This window comes from Minwuia sp. IMCC3009, from assembly GCF_029909415.1.
In the GTDB taxonomy this organism is placed as follows: Bacteria; Pseudomonadota; Alphaproteobacteria; order Minwuiales; family Minwuiaceae; genus Minwuia.
Window position 1 is genome coordinate 3,456,574 of the sequence record NZ_CP123781.1, and the last position, 18,602, is coordinate 3,475,175.

Sequence of the window (18,602 nt, forward strand, 5' to 3'; positions counted from 1 at the left end):
ATTCGATGGAAACATCGGCAACCACCCCTTTCAAAGGGGTGGTTGCCATACCCGATTTCGGGTGTTTCAGACCGTGTCGCCGAAGGGCAGATCCCGCAGTCGCTTGCCTGTTGCGGCGAACACCGCATTGGCAATGGCAGGCGGTACCGGCGGCACGCCGGGCTCACCCACGCCGGACGCATGCACCTCGAAGCCGTGCGGCACGACATGCGTATGCACCTTCTGCGGATAGTTGTCCGACCGGACCATCGGATAGTCGTGGAAGTTCGACTGGGTGACAGCGCCGTTCTCGTAGGTGATGCCGCTGTGCATTGCCGTCGTCATGCCCATGACGGCGGCCCCTTCCATCTGGGACCGGATCCGCTCCGGATTGGCGGCGAAGCCGCAATCCAGCGCCATGTGCATTTCCGGCACCGTGATCTTCCCGTCGACGATCTTCACCCGAGCCGCCGTCGCGACATAGGTCACGAACGACCGGTGCACCGCCAGCCCGATACCTTCCCCGGCAGGCAGATCAAGCCCCCAGCCCGCCTTGTCGGCGGCAATCGCCAGCACGTTCTTCAGGCGTGCCGTATCGATCGGATACTCGTCATAGACCTCACCATAGTCCCAGAAGTTCTCGGGGAAGCCCTGCTTCGGCGGATCAAGCAGCCGGTCGGGGCCAATCATCTCCATCAGCAGGTCCTTGTGGTCCCGCCCGATCTCGTTGGCCAGTTCGGCAACGAAGGACTGGACCGCCCAGGCACGCGGAATGTTGGAGACCGAACGGAACCAGCCGATCCTCGTATGGGCCATGGCGGCACCGTTCTCGACCGAGATGTTCGGAATGTCGAACGGCATGTCGATGTGTCCCATCCCGCTCTCGATGAAGAACTGGTGGCCGCTGTCCGGCGCGAAGGTCGACAGGATCGACGGTGCGACGGAATTGTGCCGCCAGCCGGTGACCTTGTTGTCCGCATCCAGCGCCACCTCGATCCGCTCCACGGATGTCGTGTGGTAGAAGCTGTGGCGGATGTCGTCCTCACGCGTCCACTGCACCTTCACCGGCGCACCGATCCGCTGGCTGAGTTGCGCCGCCTCGATCGCGAAGTCGCACTTGGACTTGCGGCCGAAACCACCACCGAGCAGCGTGACATTCACCGTCACATCCTCGATCGGCATGTTCAGCGCCCCGGCGAGATCGCCCCGGGTGCCAAAAGGCGATTGCACGGGGGCCCAGATCTCCGCCTTGCCGTTCGCGACATTGGCGACGGCAACCGGCGGCTCCATCATGGCGTGGGCCATGTGGGCCTGGCTGTAGTCGCGGGCGAAGACCTTCGCCGCACCTTCGAAGGCCGCCTTGGCATCGCCTTCCGCGCGCAGCACCGCACCGGGCTTCTTCGCCGTGGCCCGCATCTCCTCGGTGAAGGCCGCGGAGTTGTAGCCGCTGTGCGGCCCCTCCGCCCACTCGATCTCCAGCGCGTCGCGGCCCTTGATCGCCGCATCGGTGTTGGAGGCAATGACGGCAATACCGCCAAGCGGCGCGAACTTGGCCGGGAAGTTGGAGATCTGCAGCCCCAGAACCTTCTCGACCCCCGGCACCTTGAAGGTGGCGGTCGCGTCGTAGCGGATCGGCTTGCTGCCCACGGCGGGCGGGCGGGCGATGGCGGCGAACTTCATGCCCGGAAGGCTGACGTCCGCACCATAGATGGCCTTGCCGGTGGTGATGTCATGCAGATCCGTGATGGGGATGTTGCCCTTGCCGATATAGCGGAACTGATCCTCCGTCCTGAAGGTCAGGTCCTCGAACGCCGGAACGTCCAGCGCCATCGCATCGGCGGCCAGATCACCGAAGCCGGCCTTGCGACCGCCCGAGGTAACCTCGTGCACGCCGACGGTCACCGACTTGGCATCGACGCCCCACTTCTTCGCGGCGGCCTGTGCAAGCATGTGACGGACCGAAGCGCCCATCTGGCGCATGGACTGGATGTGGTGACGCATGGAGCGTGAGCCATCCGTGTCCTGGTTGCCGTACTTGGGCTCGTCACCCTCGGCCTGGACGATCTTTACCCGGCTCCAGTCCGCGCCCATCTCGTCGGCCAGCACCATCGGCAGGGAGGTACGGCTGCCCGTGCCCATCTCGGAGCGATGGGCGACAATCGTGACCGTGCCGTCCGCATCGATGGAGACGAAGATCTTCGGATCGTAGCGAATGCCGTGCGGCATGAAATCGCCGCCGGTCTTGTAGCGGGCGAAGGCACCGGCCTGGGTGGTGAAGGCGGCAACCGCGAATCCCGTGGCGGCAATCGTCAGGAAGCCGCGCCGCGAGACATTGGCGAACTCGAGTTCCGGCGCGCGCTGCTTCGGCGCATCGGACATGGCCTGTTCAAGGTAATGCAACATGGATCAGCTCCCCGTTGAGACGTGACGGACTGCAGCGACGATGCGCTCGTAGCAGCCACAACGGCAGATGTTCCCGGACATGCCTTCCAGGATTTCATCGTCGGTGAGATCCGGCTTCTGCTTCAGGATCGCGGCGGCCTGCATGATCTGGCCCGCCTGGCAGAATCCACACTGCGGAACATTGTATTCCCGCCAGGCCACCTGGACCGGATGGTTGCCATCCGGCGACAGCCCTTCGATGGTGGTCACATCCTTGCCCGCGACGTCGCCCACGGTCGACTGGCACGAACGCACCGCCTCGCCATCGACATGAACCGTGCAGGCACCGCACAGCCCCGCGCCACATCCGTACTTGGTTCCCGTCAGGCCCGCCATGTCCCGGATGGCCCACAACAGGGTCGTGTCATCCGGTCCATCGATGGTCCGTGACTGACCGTTAATCCGCACTGTCGCCATTTCAATCCTCCCATATTGCGGCCTTCCCCCGGGGTGGCCGTCAACCGAGCCGACAATCAGAACGCGCGAAGCCAGCTCATTGTGGAAGATTTTGAGGTCCCCGTTTACCCTGCGTCAACGAACGCTCTGACTCTCTGGACGTACAATGCGCCGGGTACGGCCTGCGCAGGCCACGGACCGGACCTGCCGATCCGGCGTCTGGAACATCATCGGAAATGGGCTATCCTGCGCCCCGGCCTGCCGCAGGCCGCAAGGAAACCGGGGGGCAGATCAGCACAATGAGCGAGAACCTGCGCGCCATCGAGGCTCAGGCGACCATTCACCACCAGTACCTGCTGGGGCTGCAATTGATGGTTGCCGTACGCGAGGGGCCGGAGGTCATCGGCGAGTGGATGTTTCGCCTGTTCCGGCGCCAGCACGAGGAGAAGTTCCTCTCCAGTTTCGCCAAGCTGGGTCTGGAGGGACTGCCCGATGCCGTTGCCTGCGCCCGCTATCACGTCCTGTCGAACAGCATGGGCGGCGTGCCTGTTGAATATATGGAGGAATCGGACCGCAAGGCCTGGGTCCGGTTCCGCTATCCGCGCTGGATGTACGACGGCCCGACGCTCTGCGGTGTGCCGGTGGAGGCAAGCCGCGGCTTCCTGAAGGGATGGTATGCGCAGAACGGCGTCTCGCTGAAGAACCCGCGGCTGGGCTTTGTCTGCGTCTCGGAGGACATGACCGGGCAGTTCGGTCTCTGCGGCTATTTCATGGAACATGATCACGACCTGAGTGCGGAGGAGCGGCTGCGCTTCGCGCCGGACGAACGCCCCCCGGCCTTCGACGCCGCCGCCCAGCCCGCCCCGCCCGATGACCAGTGGAACGACCTGCGACTGGCGAAGGCGAACCGGAACTACGCCGTCGAATATATCCGCAACGGCATCCGCGAACTGGTCGGCAGCATCGGTCGTGACCGCGCCCTGGAACTGGCGAAAGCCGCCGCGCGGCTGACCGGCTTGCAGAACGGACGCAGGATGGCGGAAGCCCTGGGAACCGAAGACGGCGGCCCGGGCGAGGTCGCCGGTCTGCTGTCCGCCCTGTTCGGCGGCATGGGCGATGGGACCCGGATCGATCGACCGGATCCTGCCGATGCCGTCACGGTCAGGCAGGACGGACTGCGGATCGTGCGCGGGCTGACGCCGGCGGAACGCGATGACCTGCTGGCCTGCTGGATCGAACTCTGGCGCGGCGTGGTGAATTCCCACCGCGCCTTCATGGCGGTGGAGACCGCCGTCAGTGCCGACAGCATCGCATGGACGATCACCCGGCAGCCGTGAGGGCCGCCGGGGCCGCCGGGATCAGCGTTTCACGTTGCCGCTGATCTCCGGCACGCCGAATTCCTCGTGACAGATGGTGGCCAGCTTCGCGACACCGGCACGGATGGTCTCCAGCGGCGGGTTGGCGAAGCAGATCCGGATCCAGGTGTCGGCATCCGCGCCCAGTGACCACTCCGGGCCGGGGTTCACGGCCACGCCCTGCGCGCCCGCGACGGCGGCGAGGCGGGCGGTGCCGACCCCTTCCGGCAGTCTCACCCACAGGAAGATGCCGCCCGGCGGCTTGCGGTAGTCGATGGTGGTGCCGAAGTGCTCGTCCAGCGCCTCGATCAGCGTGTCCAGCTTGCCCTCCAGCACGGCGTTGCACCTGCGCACATGGGCGTCGAAGTGGTCCGGGCAGTATTCGGCCAGCATCATCTGCTCCAGCGCGCCTGACCCCGCATCCGACTTCATCGCCACCAGACGGCCCAGCACCGGCCAGACGGCATTGATGTAGCCCACCCGCAGCGCCGGGCCGACGGTCTTGGAGAAGGTGCCGATGTGAATGACCATGCCGCTGTCATCCAGCGCCCGCAGCGCGGGCGGGCGTTCGTTCGACCAGACGATGTCGGAATAGCATTCATCCTCGAAGATCGGCACGCCGTGCTGCCTGGCCAGCTCCAGCATCCGGTGCCGCCGGTCCAGCGGCAGGATCGTTCCGGTCGGATTGTGCACCGTGATGATGGCGTAGATGTACTTTGGCCGGACGCCCCGGGCCGCCAGATCGTCCAGCGCCGCCGCCAGCGCGTCCATGCGCATGCCATGTTCGTCCAGCGGCACGGCCACCATGTTGACCCCCAGCGCCCGCAGCTTCGTGAAGGCACCGCCATAGTTCGATTCCTCGACAATGACCGTGTCGCCTTCCTGCAGCAGCAGCCGGTTGACCAGGTCCATGCCCTGCAGGGAGCCGGAGGTCAGCAGGATGTCATCGGCGCTCGTCTCGATCCCGCAGTAGGTCTTCAGCTTCCGCGCCACGAACTCCCGGCAGGGCCGGTATCCCTGCGGCCCGCTCTGCAACCCGTAGGTCGCCAGATCCGCCCCCTCCCGCGCCAGCGCCCGATCCACCGCCGCCCGGAGGTCATCCACCGGCACGGTCGCATCATCGATGTGCCCGCCAATGAAATTATACTCCGGAAACCCCGTCCAGCGGGGCGCCGGGTCCGGAACATGGGCCGGCAGCAAGGGGGTGAAGTCGAACGTCATCAGATGCCTCCTGTCATCACGCTGGCGTCAGCGACAGACAATCCTGCACGGCGACGGGCCGATCACAAGGTCCTCTCCAACCGGACCGGTCCGGGCGTCATCCGGCTTCAGCGCGCTGCCGGATGCAGATCGAAGTCGCCGCAGGGGCCGGCGCGTGCTACAGGTGGGGGTGCCGGTCGCATCGACGTGCGGCAGATTTCCGGGGCAGACCCCGAGGCGGCCATTGATCGCGACCGTTTGCCTTCGGTCGGGGCGTGGAACAGCGAAGCGGCGCTTCCTCCGTTGCAGGATCCCACATGAACATTCCCCAGGGGACGAAGGCCGCTGTCCGGGAGGACCCACCGATGCATGACCTGTCACGGGTCCATGCGACCACCGCTGAATCCGGTGCAGCCTGATGCGGGTCAGTCTCGGATGCCGCTTTCGCTACAGCCTGCCGCAGCCGACGCCGATGATCGCGTTGCTCAACGTGCATTTCTCGCGCTTTGGCGACCTGGAGCGTCCGGACCACCTGACGACGAACCCGGGCGTGCCGCTGGAAAGCTATCGCGATGGTTTCGGCAACTGGTGCACGCGGCTGCTGGCCCCGGCCGGGGACTTCGTCCTGTCCACGGATGGCGTCTGCCGCGACAGCGGCGCGCTGGACCCGGTCGCCCCCTGGGCCGCGCAGCACGCGGTGCAGGACCTGCCGTTCGAAACCCTCGTCTACCTGCTGGGCAGCCGCTATTGCGACACGGACCTGCTCTCCGAGGAGGCCTGGCGGCTGTTCGGGACAACCGGGCCCGGATGGGCGCGGGTACAGGCGATCTGCGATTACGTCCACCGGAACGTGACCTTCGGCTACGCCCATGCGCGCGCCACCCGCACAGCCTCCCAGACCCAGGCGGAGCGGCGCGGGGTCTGCCGCGACTTCACCCACCTGGCCATCGCCTTCTGCCGCTGCATGAACATCCCGGCGCGGTACTGCACCGGCTATCTGAGCGACATCGGCGAGCCCCTGCCGCATCCTTCAGGCGATTTCGCGGCCTGGATGGAGGTCTATCTGTCCGGCCAGTGGTGGGTCTTCGACCCGCGCAACAACACCCCCCGGATCGCCCGCATCCTCATGGCCCAGGGCCGCGACGCCGCCGACGTCCCCCTGATCCAGACCTTCGGCCCCAACACACTGACGGAGTTCATTGTCCGGACGGAGGAGGCTGGCTGAAGCCTCCCGACGCGTGCCTGTCGTACCCGTCAGGCAGCCAGTGCGGCAATCACCTTGAATATGACTGCCGAGAGCAAGGCCGCAGCCGGCACAGTGATGACCCAGGCAGCCGCAATGGTCATGACGTGAGACCGTCTGACCAGCTTTCTCCGGCGCCGTTCCTCCGGTGCGATCACGGCTGGTTCGGGCACTGTTCGAGGCGCCATTGCCAAACGCCGTTGTGAATACCATTCCCGGAAGAATCCAACCCCGAAAACACCGCCGACGGCGATGTGGGTGGAACTGACCGGAAGTCCGAGCCAACTCGCAAAGATGACCGTGATCGCCGCAGACAATGCCACGCAATAGGCGCGCATCGGATTCAACTTCGTGATCTCGTTTCCAACGATCCGGATCAGACGAGGACCGAAGATGAACAGCCCGAAGGATATTCCGAAAGCACCGATCAGCATTACCCAGAGCGGGATCGAGAAAGCATCAACGAATTGACCGCTCTGTGACGCCTGCACGATGGCTGCAAGCGGACCAACCGCGTTCGCGACGTCGTTTGCGCCGTGGGCAAAGCTGAGCAGTGCGGCTGAAACGATCAGTGGGATGCCGAACAGGACCTTGAGCGACTTGTTGCGGTTCTCCAGACCCTGGGATTGCCTCCGGATCACCGGAATCATGGCCCACCAGGTCAATACCCCGATGGCTGCGCCAATCGCCAGGGCCGTGGCCAGGTCGATCTTGATCAGGTTCTTCAGTCCCTTCATCGCGAGATAGGCGGCGAACGCGCCGGCCATGACACCTACCAGCACGGGGACCCATGTCCGGGCCGCTGCGATCTTGTCTTCGCGGTATATGATCCGTTCCTTGATGAACCACAGGAAACCAGCCGCGATCCCGCCTCCGACCAACGGCGAGATGACCCAGCTTGCGGCAATCATGCCCATCTGGTCCCAGCTGACAGCTGCGAAACCTGCGGCGGCAATACCTGCCCCCATCACGCCGCCAACAACGGAATGCGTCGTCGAAACCGGCGCGCCGACCCAGGTCGCGAGGTTCACCCACAATGCCGAAGACAGAAGTGCCGCCATCATCGCCCAGATGAACACATCGACCGATCCGAGACTTTCCGGAGCAATGATGCCCTTCGCAATGGTCGAGACAACGTCTCCACCGGCGATCAACGCGCCTGCAGTTTCACAGATGGCCGCAATCGCGATTGCACCGCCCAGTGTTACGGCATTCGCTCCGACTGCCGGGCCCATGTTATTGGCCACATCGTTGGCGCCAATATTGAGGGCCATGTAGGCACCGAACGTCGCCGCCAGAACAATCAGGGCTGGATTGTCTGCACCACCGAAGGCAATTGCAGCGAACAGTGCGGCTGCCAGAAGAAAGAGGAAAGCGATCCCCTTTCCGATCAGCGGGCGCCCGACGAAAGCGGTCGCCTGCTCGAGGGTCGTCAACCGACCGAGATCCCTGTCGAGGGTCTCGAGATGGCGCGCTTCAAAATCTCTGTCGTACATGCGTTACCCCATTTCGCGTTTGGGGTGTCTACCGTCATGACCAGACGCAATCAATCGGCGTCACAAACCAAACCGATGTCAGAACGTCGCCAGAAGCTCCTTCAGCTCGGGTTCGCCAACCAGTTCTGCAGCCTCAGTGGGAGAAACCCACTTTCGCGTCCGCTGCCCGACTTCAGGATACTGGTCTGAAAGCTCGAGTGTCCGAACCGGGTAGACGATCGTGTTTACCGGCACACTCCAACCTCTGCGCATCCCCTTCCTGTAATGATAGCTGCCCAGCGGCTTGAGCCACGCCTCTCCGCGAAGAACACCCGCTTCTTCCCATGCCTCCTGGAGCGCCACCTGATGAGAGTCCAATCCATCGATTGGCCAGCCTTTCGGCAGGATCCAGCGCCTCGTTCCACGACTCGTTATCAGAAGAATTTTCTTCTCCGGTCCCTCCACGTCGTAGCAGAGTGCGGCGAACTGAACATACTCCGGACGCCGCAGCATCGGCTGCACAAAGCCGTTCCAGAATGACTTGACCTGTTGCTTCAATTTGTTTGCAGCTCATTTTCTTGGGCTGCGCACCATATGCGTTGAGGATTCGGGAAGCAAATCAAGTAATTGCCGCTCAGCGCTCACTGCAGTGCTGCTCTACATCCGGTTCCCGCTGTCGCTGCGCCAGATCGAAGACCTGCGGCATGAAAGGGGCATCGACATCAGCCATGAGACCGCATGGTTCCGATGGAACCGCTTCGGACCCATTTTTGCCGGCAGAATGCACACCAGGCACCCGAAGCCCGCTCGGCGCCACGTTCAATGGCAAGAGACAACCAAGGGCTCATCCAGAGATCAGGGGTTGGATCAGCCTGCAACTAGCGCTTTCATGTTCGCATAGGGTCGACAGGGGGCGGTATCGTGGATTCGGGAGGCAAAGGGGTCGGTAACACCGCAGGTGATGGTCCCGCCATCGACCAGTCGGACGCCTTCGTCCAGGCCACAGCCGCCGACGGGATCAAGCGCCTCGTCGAGGGTCAGATCATGGAAGTGAGGACCAGTCCCGGTCGCCGCGCAGCCTCCCGCCCCGAACGCCCGGAGCGTGGCGGTCGGCAAGGCCATCTGGGTGCTTGTCCACTCCCCGATCCAAAAGCACATGTTCATCAGCGAGCTGGAATGGATACTGCTGCCACCCATGGCGCTGAAGCAGTACCGCGTCCGGGTCCACTCCGGCGTGTCCGTCGACGAAGCCTGCTGGGCGCACCTCTCCGACGATGCGGAAACCGCCCTGAAGGCAGGCGTCCGCCGCGTGCGCCCGCCGAAGCCTGGGCCAGCGGCCCCAACCTCTGGCTCATCGACGCCGTCGCTCCCTTCGGCGGCCGCGACGAGGGTCTGGCGACACTGAGGGACGAGATTTTTGGTGAGCGGACAGTGAAATCATTGCAGGCAGCTCCCGGGCGGAGTGGTGTGGGAGTGGTGGAATGGTGACAAGTTCTTTCGATACGCGCCGAAAAAAGTATGAATGCAGAGAACATTTTTTCTCCACCCCCTATTTTCGAACATTTTTTCGTGAGAATTATTTTCTATTTGCAATTCTGCTGATAGGATTAATTTTGCCACCTATTTATCCTTTTATTTTCTTCACTCTTTTTGTTATTATGGTCAATGTTGTATTTTTTGGATATGCGGATAGTAGGTGTTTGGATAAAATCGCTTCTATTGACGGAACACCTGTCGGAAATAGAGGGGATGCATACAAGAGAATGACCATGTATCCTGGTACATTTTGGCGTACTGGGTTAATTATTTACAAACCTCACATGCCCGTCATGCTAATTTCAACCATATTTGCTATATGCGTACCCGCATTATTTTAAGAAACACCTAGTTCTGTCTCAAATTTACGTTGTTAGTCAAATTTTCATGGATTTCGCCACATTATGTCACAAATTCTCTGCTCAACGCACGTTTAACCTAAAATACTTCTTACTTATTTGCGAAATTTTCACGCATAAGACACCTATTTTCCGGGTCTTATCTCCTATCTAACGCTGCAGACCAACAATTGTTTTCTGAAAATGTCTGCTGGATTCGGCGTGCATGGAAACATCATGCGCCACGTCGGGCACTTCCGGCCATAAAATGGAAGTCCAATGCAAAATGAAATGGCAATCTAGGCGAATGCCGGACCTCATTTATGAAAATAAAATCATTGATTTAATGGCGGTCCGTGTAGTCAGTTGCGAACCCGTCTCTGGGTGCCGTTTGCCTGTTTACAGGGAAGAACAGGGAATTTTCGGCATTTTCGGCCGTGGAGAAGCGCTTTCCGCTGCCGTAACCCCCTGAGAAACAGCCTCTTTCCGCCCGAATTCCCTGTGACCAATAACAGGGAATTCAGATGCCGGAACAGGGTGCTGGAATCCGCGAGCAGGGAATCTGGATAGGCTTGCAGGGAACCCCGCTTCGAAGAGCAGCGAACCCCCACGGAACAGGCGTCAGTCTGCGGCTCCAAGGGCGCCTCGGGTCGCTGTTCCTGACAACGCCATGCACGCCTGGCCCGCAGCAACACCGGCTTCCACGGACCTTGCAACTGCGCACTCGGCAGGCCGGGTTCCGGCGCACCTCGCATGGGGACAACAGACGCTGTGCACCGGAATGGACAGCCACCAGCCATGGTCGGACATACGCCGAGGCACTTCGGGATGCGGGATGGGACGCGCCTGAAGCGGGACGGGGTTGCGCGTTAGTGGGACGATAGTGGGATGACACGAGGGTAAACCGGGACAGGTTCGCACCTTACCGGGACGATGGTGGGACAGGGTGGCGCCAAGCTGGGATGGAAATCAAATGACGCGGGACGGAATGGCCGCATTGTGGGACAGACCCGGGACGGCCTGCAGGAGCGGTACGCAAGGTCTACCGCAACCGTCGTACGGCGGTTCTGTGCTGCGAGCCTCCCGCCAGAATCCCTGCGGGCACTCGACCATCCGTGATGCTCCATGTGCCCTTGCTGCAATCGGCGGAAGCGTCGGATGCTCGCTCTGCCGCGAGGGATGTTGAATGTCTCTCGGTCAAATGCGGCATCCACCACCATGCAACGCGATCTGGTGCGGATACGGCACCCGGTCGGTCACTTCTGCCCCGTCTGCATGGTCTCGAGAGACTGATTCGCGCGATGATTCGCCGGTTCCGCACCTGATGCCTGCATCTCGTTGGCGATATTGGCCCCGATTTCGACCCCGATCATCCCCACCGCCCAAAGAATCGGTGGAGGGTTTCTGAACGCTCCTGAAACGCTTGAACGCTCTAAAACGCCATTTGAACGCCTGTTTTGGGCCATTAAAACGCTCGCGGCTTCGAGCGTTCTGAAATCGAGGCATGCGAGACGGGTTCTTCCACAGGTTTTGCAGCAGAACGCTTTGACATTCCCGCAAGGATCGCGAATGCGTGGATGAAGGGCGCGATGAGAACAGAACGTGATCATTCGTGTCCCCGTACAAGCCAACGCCATGTCGGAGAACCCGAGAATGAGTTCCAGAACCCAGCGCCGCGCAGGCGGTGCGAAGCAGACCGACCGAACCCGGAGCAGAAGCCCGGAACGGGTCGTATCCACGATCACCGAGCGCCGCATTGATGCGCTGCGCCCCTATGAGGGCAATGCCCGAACCCACTCACGACGGCAGATCCGCCAGATCGCCGACAGCATCGATCGCTTCGGCTTCACCAACCCGGTGCTGATTGCCGATGATGACACCATCATCGCAGGTCATGGCCGCGTGCTGGCGGCACGGTCGCTCGGCATGACGGAGGTGCCGACGGTGCGTCTTTCGCACATGAGCGAAGCCGAACGCAGGGCCTACATCCTGGCCGACAACAAGCTCGCCCTGAATGCGGGCTGGGACCAGGACCTGCTGGCGATCGAACTGCAGGGACTGATCGATCTCGACTTCGACGTGGAACTGACCGGCTTCTCGCTGGCGGAGATCGATTTTACCCTCGATGCGGCGAGCGAACGGGAGACACCGGGACCGGCGGCACCGGAGGACGATATCCCGCCACTGCCGCAGACAGCGATCAGCCGACCGGGCGATCTCTGGCGCTGCGGGCGCCATCGCCTGCTCTGCGGTGATGCCCGCTCATCTGCCGACTACGATCTGCTGCTGGAACAGGAGCAGGTCGATCTCGTCTTCACCGACCCGCCCTACAATGTAGCAATCGATGGTCATGTCTCCGGGCTCGGCAAGGTACGCCACCGGGAGTTTGCCTTCGCCTCGGGCGAGATGTCGGAGGACGCCTTCACCGCCTTCCTGACCGGGACGCTGGGAGCGGCGGCGGATCGCTGTCGCGACGGCGCCATCGCCTTCGTCTGCATGGACTGGCGGCACATGGGGGAGTTGCTCGCGGCGGGCCGCACGGTCTTCTCGGAACTGAAGAACCTCTGCGTCTGGAACAAGACCAATGGTGGCATGGGGAGCTTCTATCGCTCCAAGCATGAGTTGGTCTTCGTCTTCAAGGTGGGGACGGGTCCGCATGTGAACAGCTTCGGTCTCGGCGAGACGGGTCGCTACCGGACCAATGTCTGGGACTATGCCGGCATCAACAGCTTTGGTGCCAGCCGTGACACGGATCTGGCCATGCACCCGACGGTCAAGCCGGTCGCCCTGGTGGCCGATGCGATCAGGGACTGTTCGAAGCGGGGCGATATCGTGCTCGACGGCTTTGGCGGTTCGGGCACGACCCTGATCGCCCCAGAGCAGGTTGGTCGGAAGGCACGGCTGCTGGAGTTCGATCCGGCCTATTGCGACACCATCGTGCGGCGTTGGGAACGCCTTACCGGCAAGCACGCCACCCTGGAGGCGACGGGTGAGCGTTTCGAGGACGTGGAGGAATATCGCCTGGCGGAGACGGGTACGGCAGACCCCAACCCTGATGGCGACACGCTCCCACCGGACGAAGCCGACGAAGCGGTCACACTGGCAGTCAATATCGAGACGGAGACACGCAGATGAGCGGTAACCGGGACCACAAGCAGGGGCACCCGGTGCGCAATCGTCGTTCGCAGAAGCGCGATGCGCCGTTAGGGGAAGATGACCGCACCGAAAACGGGCATGACCAGCGCGGCATGAGCAGCGACGGCTACGAAGTCGGCTTCCGCAAGCCACCACGGTCAACACGGTTCAAAAAGGGCAAGTCCGGCAATCCACGAGGACGACCGAAGAAGCCCAAGCCGGAACCCATTCATCTGGCGGATGCCCCTGCCGACACCTTCCTCGAACAGGAAGCCTATCGTCTGCTGACGTTCCGGGAGAACGGCCAGGAGGTCCAGCTTCCGGCCACACAGGCGGTGGTTCGCTCATCGATCATGTCCGCGCTCAAGGGCAACCGCCTGTCTCAGCGCTTTGTCATCGAGCTCATGGACCGGAAGGAGGAGCAGTATCTTGAGTTGCGCCTGAAACGGTTCTTGCGTCTGGAGAAGCTGAAGGCCGAGGGCGAGGCGAAGATAGCCGAACATCAGAAGCGGGGCCTGCCACCGCCTGACCTGCTGCCGCATCCGGAAGATATCGTGCTCAACTACCGAACCGGGGAGGCGGAGATCCATGGACCCGAGACCCGCGAGGATCTCCGCGACTGCGCGTACACGGCCGATCTGCGCGATCTCTGCATGATGCAGGCCGCGCTCAGCGAGAAACAACGCCCGAGAACCGAAGCAGGAGACAAGAGCAATGTCCTCACGGCGATGGTGTTTGCCCAACTCATGGACCACCTCCTACCCCGCCGCTTCCAGTGGAGCGAGGTCGAGGAAGTCTCGGTGTTCATGGGCTTCATGGCCGAGGACCGCAAAAAGTTGAAGGCACGGATCGAAAGGGAGATGGCGCGGCTCGAACGCGAACGTCCGCCATCAACGCTGAGTGAAGCCCAACGGGCCCTGGTCGATCGGACTTCGCAACGGCTTGGTGAACAACTCTGGCCAAAGGAGAAAGAGGGCTGACGGCACCCGGTCTGGAGGAAGGTCGGGTAGATTGACAGGCCGAAATGCCGAGAGATCCGAACCCGGCTGGACTTCCGTGGGCGACCAAGCCATTCCCGGTGTTGTAGTTGGCATTTATCCACGAGAAGAGACAAGGAACTTTCCGATGGCACAGCTGCGCCACCTGGGCCCGGGCTTCGACCCGGCTGTCGTTGCCGGAATCGACGCAAAGCTGCACGAGGTCGAGGCGAACCATGGTGTCCGCATTCTGCTGGCCATCGAGAGTGGCAGCCGGGGATGGGGTTTTCCATCGCCGGACAGCGACTATGACTGCCGCTTCATCCATGTCCGCCCGCAATCCGATTATCTGAGCCTCTATCCGCCGCGCGATGTCATCGAGTATCCGCCGGACGCGATCTACGACGTGAACGGCTGGGATCTGGCGAAGACCCTGAAGCTGCTGCTGAAGGGCAATGCCGTGGTGCTGGAATGGCTGATGTCGCCCTTTGTCTATCGCGGCGATGCAGACTTCCGGGCTGAGGCGCTGGCCCTGGCCGACCAAGTGGTACAACCAGCTGCCATCGCGATGCATTACCTGCATCTGGGGGAACGGCAACGGGAGACCGCCTTTGCCGACGGATCAGAGGTCCGGCTGAAGAAGCTGTTCTATGTCCTGCGCCCGGCCCTTGCCTTGCGTTGGATGCGGCTGCATTCGGGCGCGGCGATCGTGCCCATGGCGTTCCGGACCCTGGTGGCGGAGAGCGATGTCTCTGCGGACAGCACCGCGATCATCGACGATCTGCTCGCCCGCAAGGCACAGACGCGCGAGATGGGGCACGGCAGGATGCCACGGGAGATCGGTGCCCTGATCGACGCGGAGTTCGGGTTGGCACGGCAGCGCTGGCCGGAACCGGCAACGCGGCCAGGAGACGAGGCGGTCAGACTGGCGGATGCGTTCTTCCAGAGGTGGGTGAATAGCGGGGACAGCTAAGCAGCGTCTTGGGTCACGGTCCACCAAGGCTCAGGACTCATTGATCATATCCGGTATATGGCGGCTTCTGCGATTGCGATGGCTGACATGAAATGGACCTGTCGCGGTTTTGATGCCGGCGAACTTCGACAGGAAAACGCAGTCTGATTCGGATCAACCACTGCCGATTTCGATATTCGCGAATAGCTTGTCGATGATTGGACAATCAGGGACTTCGCCACCCTCACACTGAGTCGACATGTCCGCGAGTGTCTGCTCCAGTCGCATCAGATCACCGATCTTGGCACGAATGTTACCCAGGTGTTCGACCGTCATTGCGTGAACCTGACCGCAGCTGTAATCGCCGCCGTCGACGAGGCTCAGCAACCCCTTCAGCTCTTCAATGGTAAATCCCAGCTCACGACCTCGCAGGATGAACTTGAGCCTTCTGTGTGCGATCGCCCCATATAGGCGATACCCATTCCCGGCGCGCATCGGCTCCGGCATCAGGCCGATCTTCTCGTAATAGCGAATGGTCTCGATATTCGTCCCGGCAGCCTGTGCCAGACCATTCCGGGTCACATGATCGAGAGGGTCGTCGGGTTTGTTCAACATTTCTCTTGAGCCTGTAGGAACTACAGACCCTACCATCGGGCCGTGAAGTTGCACAAGAAGAGAGCGCAAAATGGCCACGACAAAGCACGATGACACGTCAGATCGAAACGATGACCTCGTCCCGGGGGAAGAGAGCCGCCGCGGCGGCCTGCTGGCCGGTGCGGGATTGCTCGGCGCCCTTCTCGCCTCGTCGTGCTGCATCGTACCCTTGGCATTCGTGACGCTCGGGATCGGCGGCGCGTGGATGAGCAATCTCACCGCGCTTGAACCCTACAAGCCGTATTTCGTGGCCGTAACCCTCCTGATGCTCGGGGCCGGGTTCTGGCACGTCTACATCCGACCAAGGCGGGCGTGCGCGGCCGGATCCTATTGCGCGAATCCGGCTTCGGGACGGATTTCCAGGACGCTCTTGTGGATGGCAACAGCCATCGTGCTGCTGGCCGCGACGATCAACTACTGGGCCCCCCTGTTTTACTAGGAGCAATTATGATGAAACGAACTGCCGCTGTTCTTGTTGCATTGGCATCGATAGGTGCCGTCGGATTGGGGGGAGCCCATGTCCTGTCCAACGCGATGACGGCGAACGCTGCTGAAAGCGCCTCTGTTGCGCAGCAGACGCGGACCTTTGCGGTCCAGAACATGACCTGTGCGCTCTGCCCGATCACGGTTCGGACGGCGATGGAAGCTGTCGAAGGGGTGGAGTCAGTGCAGATCGATCTCGACACAAAGACCGCAGCGGTGGTCTTCGATCCGGCGATCACGACACCGGATCAGATTGCCCGGGCTTCGACCAATGCGGGGTATCCGGCAAATGCGGTTGCCGAAGGCGGCTGACATGAATGATCGCACGATACTGAGGACCGGGATTGGCGGGACAGTGGTTGCCGCACTCTGCTGCTTCACGCCAGTGCTGGTCATCCTGCTTGGTGTGACCGGATTGTCGGCCTGGCTGGGCTGGCTGGACTATGTGCTGCTCCCAGCCCTCGCGATCTTTATGGCCATTACGGTCTATGCCCTCTGGCGCAGAAGCAAGCGACAGAATGATGAGTGCTGCGAGACAGACAATGCGCAGGAAAAACGACAGGAACGCTGATGAACAATATCGTCAATATGGACCCGTCACGCGCCGCGGGCGCAGGCTATGATCTGGTTGTTGTCGGGGCGGGGTCGGCCGGATTTTCGGCCGCAATCACTGCGGCGGATGCCGGTGCGCGCGTTGCCCTCGTTGGGCACGGAACCCTTGGCGGCACATGCGTGAATGTCGGCTGTGTTCCCTCAAAGACCCTGATCCGCGCCATGGAAGGCTTGTACGGCGCAAACCTCGGCCGCTTTGCCGGGATCGAAGGCAAGGCGGTGATCAAGGACTGGTCGGCGGTTATCCGACAGAAAGACGATCTGGTGGAGGAGTTGCGGCAGGCCAAATACGCGGACCTGCTTCCAGCCTATGAAGGCGTCAGCTATCTCGAAGGCCCGGCCCGCATTGTCGAAGGCGGGGTAGAGGTCAGCGGCAGGTTCATTCGGGCTGCCCGGACCATCATTGCGACGGGATCGCAACCATTGATCCCGGAGATTTCTGGTCTTGGCGATGTTCCCTACCTCACCAGCACAACGGCCTTTGAACTGCAGGATCTCCCGGTGTCCTTGCTGGTCATTGGTGGCGGCTACATCGGCGTGGAGATCGCACAAATGTTCGCCCGTGCGGGCGTGCGCGTCACGATTGTCTGCCGAAGTCGCCTGTTGCCCGAAGCCGAGCCAGAGATCGGCGCAGCCTTGTCGGGGTATTTCCGGGATGAAGGAATCATCGTGCAGCAAGGAGGGAGCTACAGGAATATCGCGGTATCAAGGGATGGCGTGACCCTGCGCGTGGACAGGGACGGCGACCTTGTCGAACTGAACGCTGAGCGGGTGCTCGTCGCGACCGGCCGTCGACCCAACACCGACGGGCTTGGACTGAAGGAGCGCGGGATAAGGCAGATGAGCAATGGCGGCATAGCCGTGGATGATCAGATGCAGAGTTCGGTGGCGGGCATCTATGCGGCGGGCGATGTGACGGGGCGCGACCAGTTTGTCTACATGGCCGCTTATGGTGCAAAGCTGGCCGCAGAGAATGCAGTGAACGGCGCGGCGCGGCGCTACGATGCGACAACGATGCCTTCGGTCGTGTTCACCGATCCGCAAGTAGCGAGCGTCGGTCTCACGGAACAAGCCGCCATGTCAAAGGGGCTAAAGGTTCGCACGTCGCTGCTGCCTCTTGAATACTTGCCCAAGGCGCTGGCTGCACGGGACACACGCGGCTTGATCAAGCTCGTTGCCGAAGCCGGAACGAACCGGATTCTGGGTGCGCACATCCTGGCTCCCGAGGGAAGCGACAGCATCCAGACGGCAATGCTGGCCATCCGCTTTGGCATGACGGTAGCTGATCTCGCTGACACGATATTCCCGTACCTGACGACTGTAGAAGGGCTGAAGCTGGCCGCACAGACCTTCGACAAGGATATTACAAGGCTGTCCTGCTGTGCTGGTTAAACAGAACGCTCTCGCTGTTCCTCGGGTTGTGAATGGACACCTGCCAATGTTGCAGGTAAAGATCGACGCATGAAAATGACGGCGCATATTCTGGTTCTTGCCCTGCTTGCCGCCTTCGGCACAGCTGCCTTTGCCAATGTATCGGCTGCAGGCAGCATGAAAATGCAGATGCTGGCGACCGCCGATGTTCACGCAGCCATGGTCGAGTGCGGTGATTGTGATGTTGACGGTCCGTCAACGATGTCGTGCGGTGAAATGTGCTTCACGTCCCACATGATAGCGTTTGCCGCGACTGAATCAGACATTCCCTCGATGCACCGCGTTGCATTTCTTGATGTCCCTGATTTTTCAATCGGTCGACAGGCATCACCCGACCCGTTCCCTCCGAAGGCAATCATCCTGAACTGACACCAGTCGGATTTCGATCCGGCCA

At 61.8% G+C, this 18,602-nt stretch carries 17 protein-coding genes; 11 read left to right on the plus strand and 6 right to left on the minus strand.

Annotated features, from left to right (window positions below):
• Positions 1–66: 66 nt before the first annotated feature.
• A complete protein-coding gene (locus QGV55_RS16150; RefSeq protein ID WP_281019619.1) occupies positions 67–2,382 on the minus strand; it encodes a molybdopterin cofactor-binding domain-containing protein in 2,316 nt (771 codons plus the stop codon).
• 3 nt (positions 2,383–2,385) lie between these two features.
• Positions 2,386–2,838, minus strand: a complete 453-nt coding sequence (locus QGV55_RS16155; protein ID WP_281019618.1) for a (2Fe-2S)-binding protein — start codon at positions 2,836–2,838, stop codon at positions 2,386–2,388.
• 278 nt (positions 2,839–3,116) lie between these two features.
• Between QGV55_RS16155 and QGV55_RS16160 the strand changes: the two genes are divergently transcribed.
• Positions 3,117–4,154 (plus strand): hypothetical protein, encoded by a 1,038-nt coding sequence (locus tag QGV55_RS16160; RefSeq protein ID WP_281019617.1) that lies wholly within the window; start codon positions 3,117–3,119, stop codon positions 4,152–4,154.
• 21 nt (positions 4,155–4,175) lie between these two features.
• Here QGV55_RS16160 and QGV55_RS16165 read toward each other — a convergent pair whose 3' ends face one another.
• The gene (locus QGV55_RS16165; RefSeq protein WP_281019616.1) at positions 4,176–5,393 is read right to left on the minus strand and encodes a PLP-dependent aminotransferase family protein; all 1,218 of its coding nucleotides are present in this window, start codon (positions 5,391–5,393) and stop codon (positions 4,176–4,178) included.
• 397 nt (positions 5,394–5,790) lie between these two features.
• On the opposite strand from QGV55_RS16165, the gene QGV55_RS16170 reads away from it, so the two are divergent.
• The gene (locus QGV55_RS16170; protein WP_281019615.1) at positions 5,791–6,597 is read left to right on the plus strand and encodes a transglutaminase family protein; all 807 of its coding nucleotides are present in this window, start codon (positions 5,791–5,793) and stop codon (positions 6,595–6,597) included.
• A gap of 29 nt (positions 6,598–6,626) precedes the next feature.
• On the opposite strand, the gene QGV55_RS16175 is transcribed toward QGV55_RS16170, so the two are convergent.
• Positions 6,627–8,111, minus strand: a complete 1,485-nt coding sequence (locus tag QGV55_RS16175) for an inorganic phosphate transporter (RefSeq protein WP_281019614.1) — start codon at positions 8,109–8,111, stop codon at positions 6,627–6,629.
• Positions 8,112–8,189: 78 nt separating this feature from the next.
• Complete coding sequence (locus QGV55_RS16180; RefSeq protein WP_281019613.1) at positions 8,190–8,648, minus strand: NUDIX hydrolase; 459 nt, start codon at positions 8,646–8,648, stop codon at positions 8,190–8,192.
• Positions 8,649–9,192: 544 nt separating this feature from the next.
• Between QGV55_RS16180 and QGV55_RS16185 the strand changes: the two genes are divergently transcribed.
• From QGV55_RS16185 to QGV55_RS16200, 4 genes are all read left to right on the plus strand, one after another.
• The gene (locus QGV55_RS16185) at positions 9,193–9,495 is read left to right on the plus strand and encodes a toxin-activating lysine-acyltransferase (RefSeq protein WP_281019612.1); all 303 of its coding nucleotides are present in this window, start codon (positions 9,193–9,195) and stop codon (positions 9,493–9,495) included.
• A gap of 2,122 nt (positions 9,496–11,617) precedes the next feature.
• Positions 11,618–13,099: a DNA methyltransferase gene (locus tag QGV55_RS16190; protein ID WP_281019611.1), complete on the plus strand. Its 1,482-nt coding sequence runs from the start codon at positions 11,618–11,620 to the stop codon at positions 13,097–13,099.
• Complete coding sequence (locus QGV55_RS16195; protein ID WP_281019610.1) at positions 13,096–14,079, plus strand: DUF5681 domain-containing protein; 984 nt, start codon at positions 13,096–13,098, stop codon at positions 14,077–14,079. The genes QGV55_RS16190 and QGV55_RS16195 overlap by 4 nt, the downstream gene beginning before the upstream one ends.
• Positions 14,080–14,224: 145 nt before the next feature.
• Positions 14,225–15,049: a nucleotidyltransferase domain-containing protein gene (locus tag QGV55_RS16200; RefSeq protein WP_281019609.1), complete on the plus strand. Its 825-nt coding sequence runs from the start codon at positions 14,225–14,227 to the stop codon at positions 15,047–15,049.
• 153 nt (positions 15,050–15,202) lie between these two features.
• Here the strand turns inward: QGV55_RS16200 and QGV55_RS16205 are convergent, their stop codons facing one another.
• The gene (locus tag QGV55_RS16205) at positions 15,203–15,643 is read right to left on the minus strand and encodes a helix-turn-helix domain-containing protein (RefSeq protein ID WP_281023624.1); all 441 of its coding nucleotides are present in this window, start codon (positions 15,641–15,643) and stop codon (positions 15,203–15,205) included.
• A gap of 70 nt (positions 15,644–15,713) precedes the next feature.
• Between QGV55_RS16205 and QGV55_RS16210 the strand changes: the two genes are divergently transcribed.
• From QGV55_RS16210 to QGV55_RS16230, 5 genes are all read left to right on the plus strand, one after another.
• Positions 15,714–16,121: a mercuric transporter MerT family protein gene (locus QGV55_RS16210; RefSeq protein WP_281019607.1), complete on the plus strand. Its 408-nt coding sequence runs from the start codon at positions 15,714–15,716 to the stop codon at positions 16,119–16,121.
• 11 nt (positions 16,122–16,132) lie between these two features.
• On the plus strand, positions 16,133–16,477 hold the full coding sequence (locus QGV55_RS16215) for a heavy metal-associated domain-containing protein (protein WP_281019606.1): 345 nt from the start codon (positions 16,133–16,135) through the stop codon (positions 16,475–16,477).
• Between the two features lies 1 nt (position 16,478).
• Positions 16,479–16,736, plus strand: a complete 258-nt coding sequence (gene merF / locus QGV55_RS16220; protein WP_281019605.1) for a mercury resistance system transport protein MerF — start codon at positions 16,479–16,481, stop codon at positions 16,734–16,736.
• Positions 16,736–18,169 (plus strand): mercury(II) reductase, encoded by a 1,434-nt coding sequence (gene merA / locus QGV55_RS16225; RefSeq protein ID WP_281019604.1) that lies wholly within the window; start codon positions 16,736–16,738, stop codon positions 18,167–18,169. Before merF ends, merA begins: the two co-directional genes overlap by 1 nt.
• A 69-nt stretch (positions 18,170–18,238) precedes the next feature.
• Positions 18,239–18,577 carry a hypothetical protein gene (locus QGV55_RS16230; RefSeq protein WP_281019603.1) on the plus strand — a complete coding sequence of 113 codons (339 nt, stop codon included), beginning with the start codon at positions 18,239–18,241 and terminating at the stop codon, positions 18,575–18,577.
• Positions 18,578–18,602: the final 25 nt, after the last annotated feature.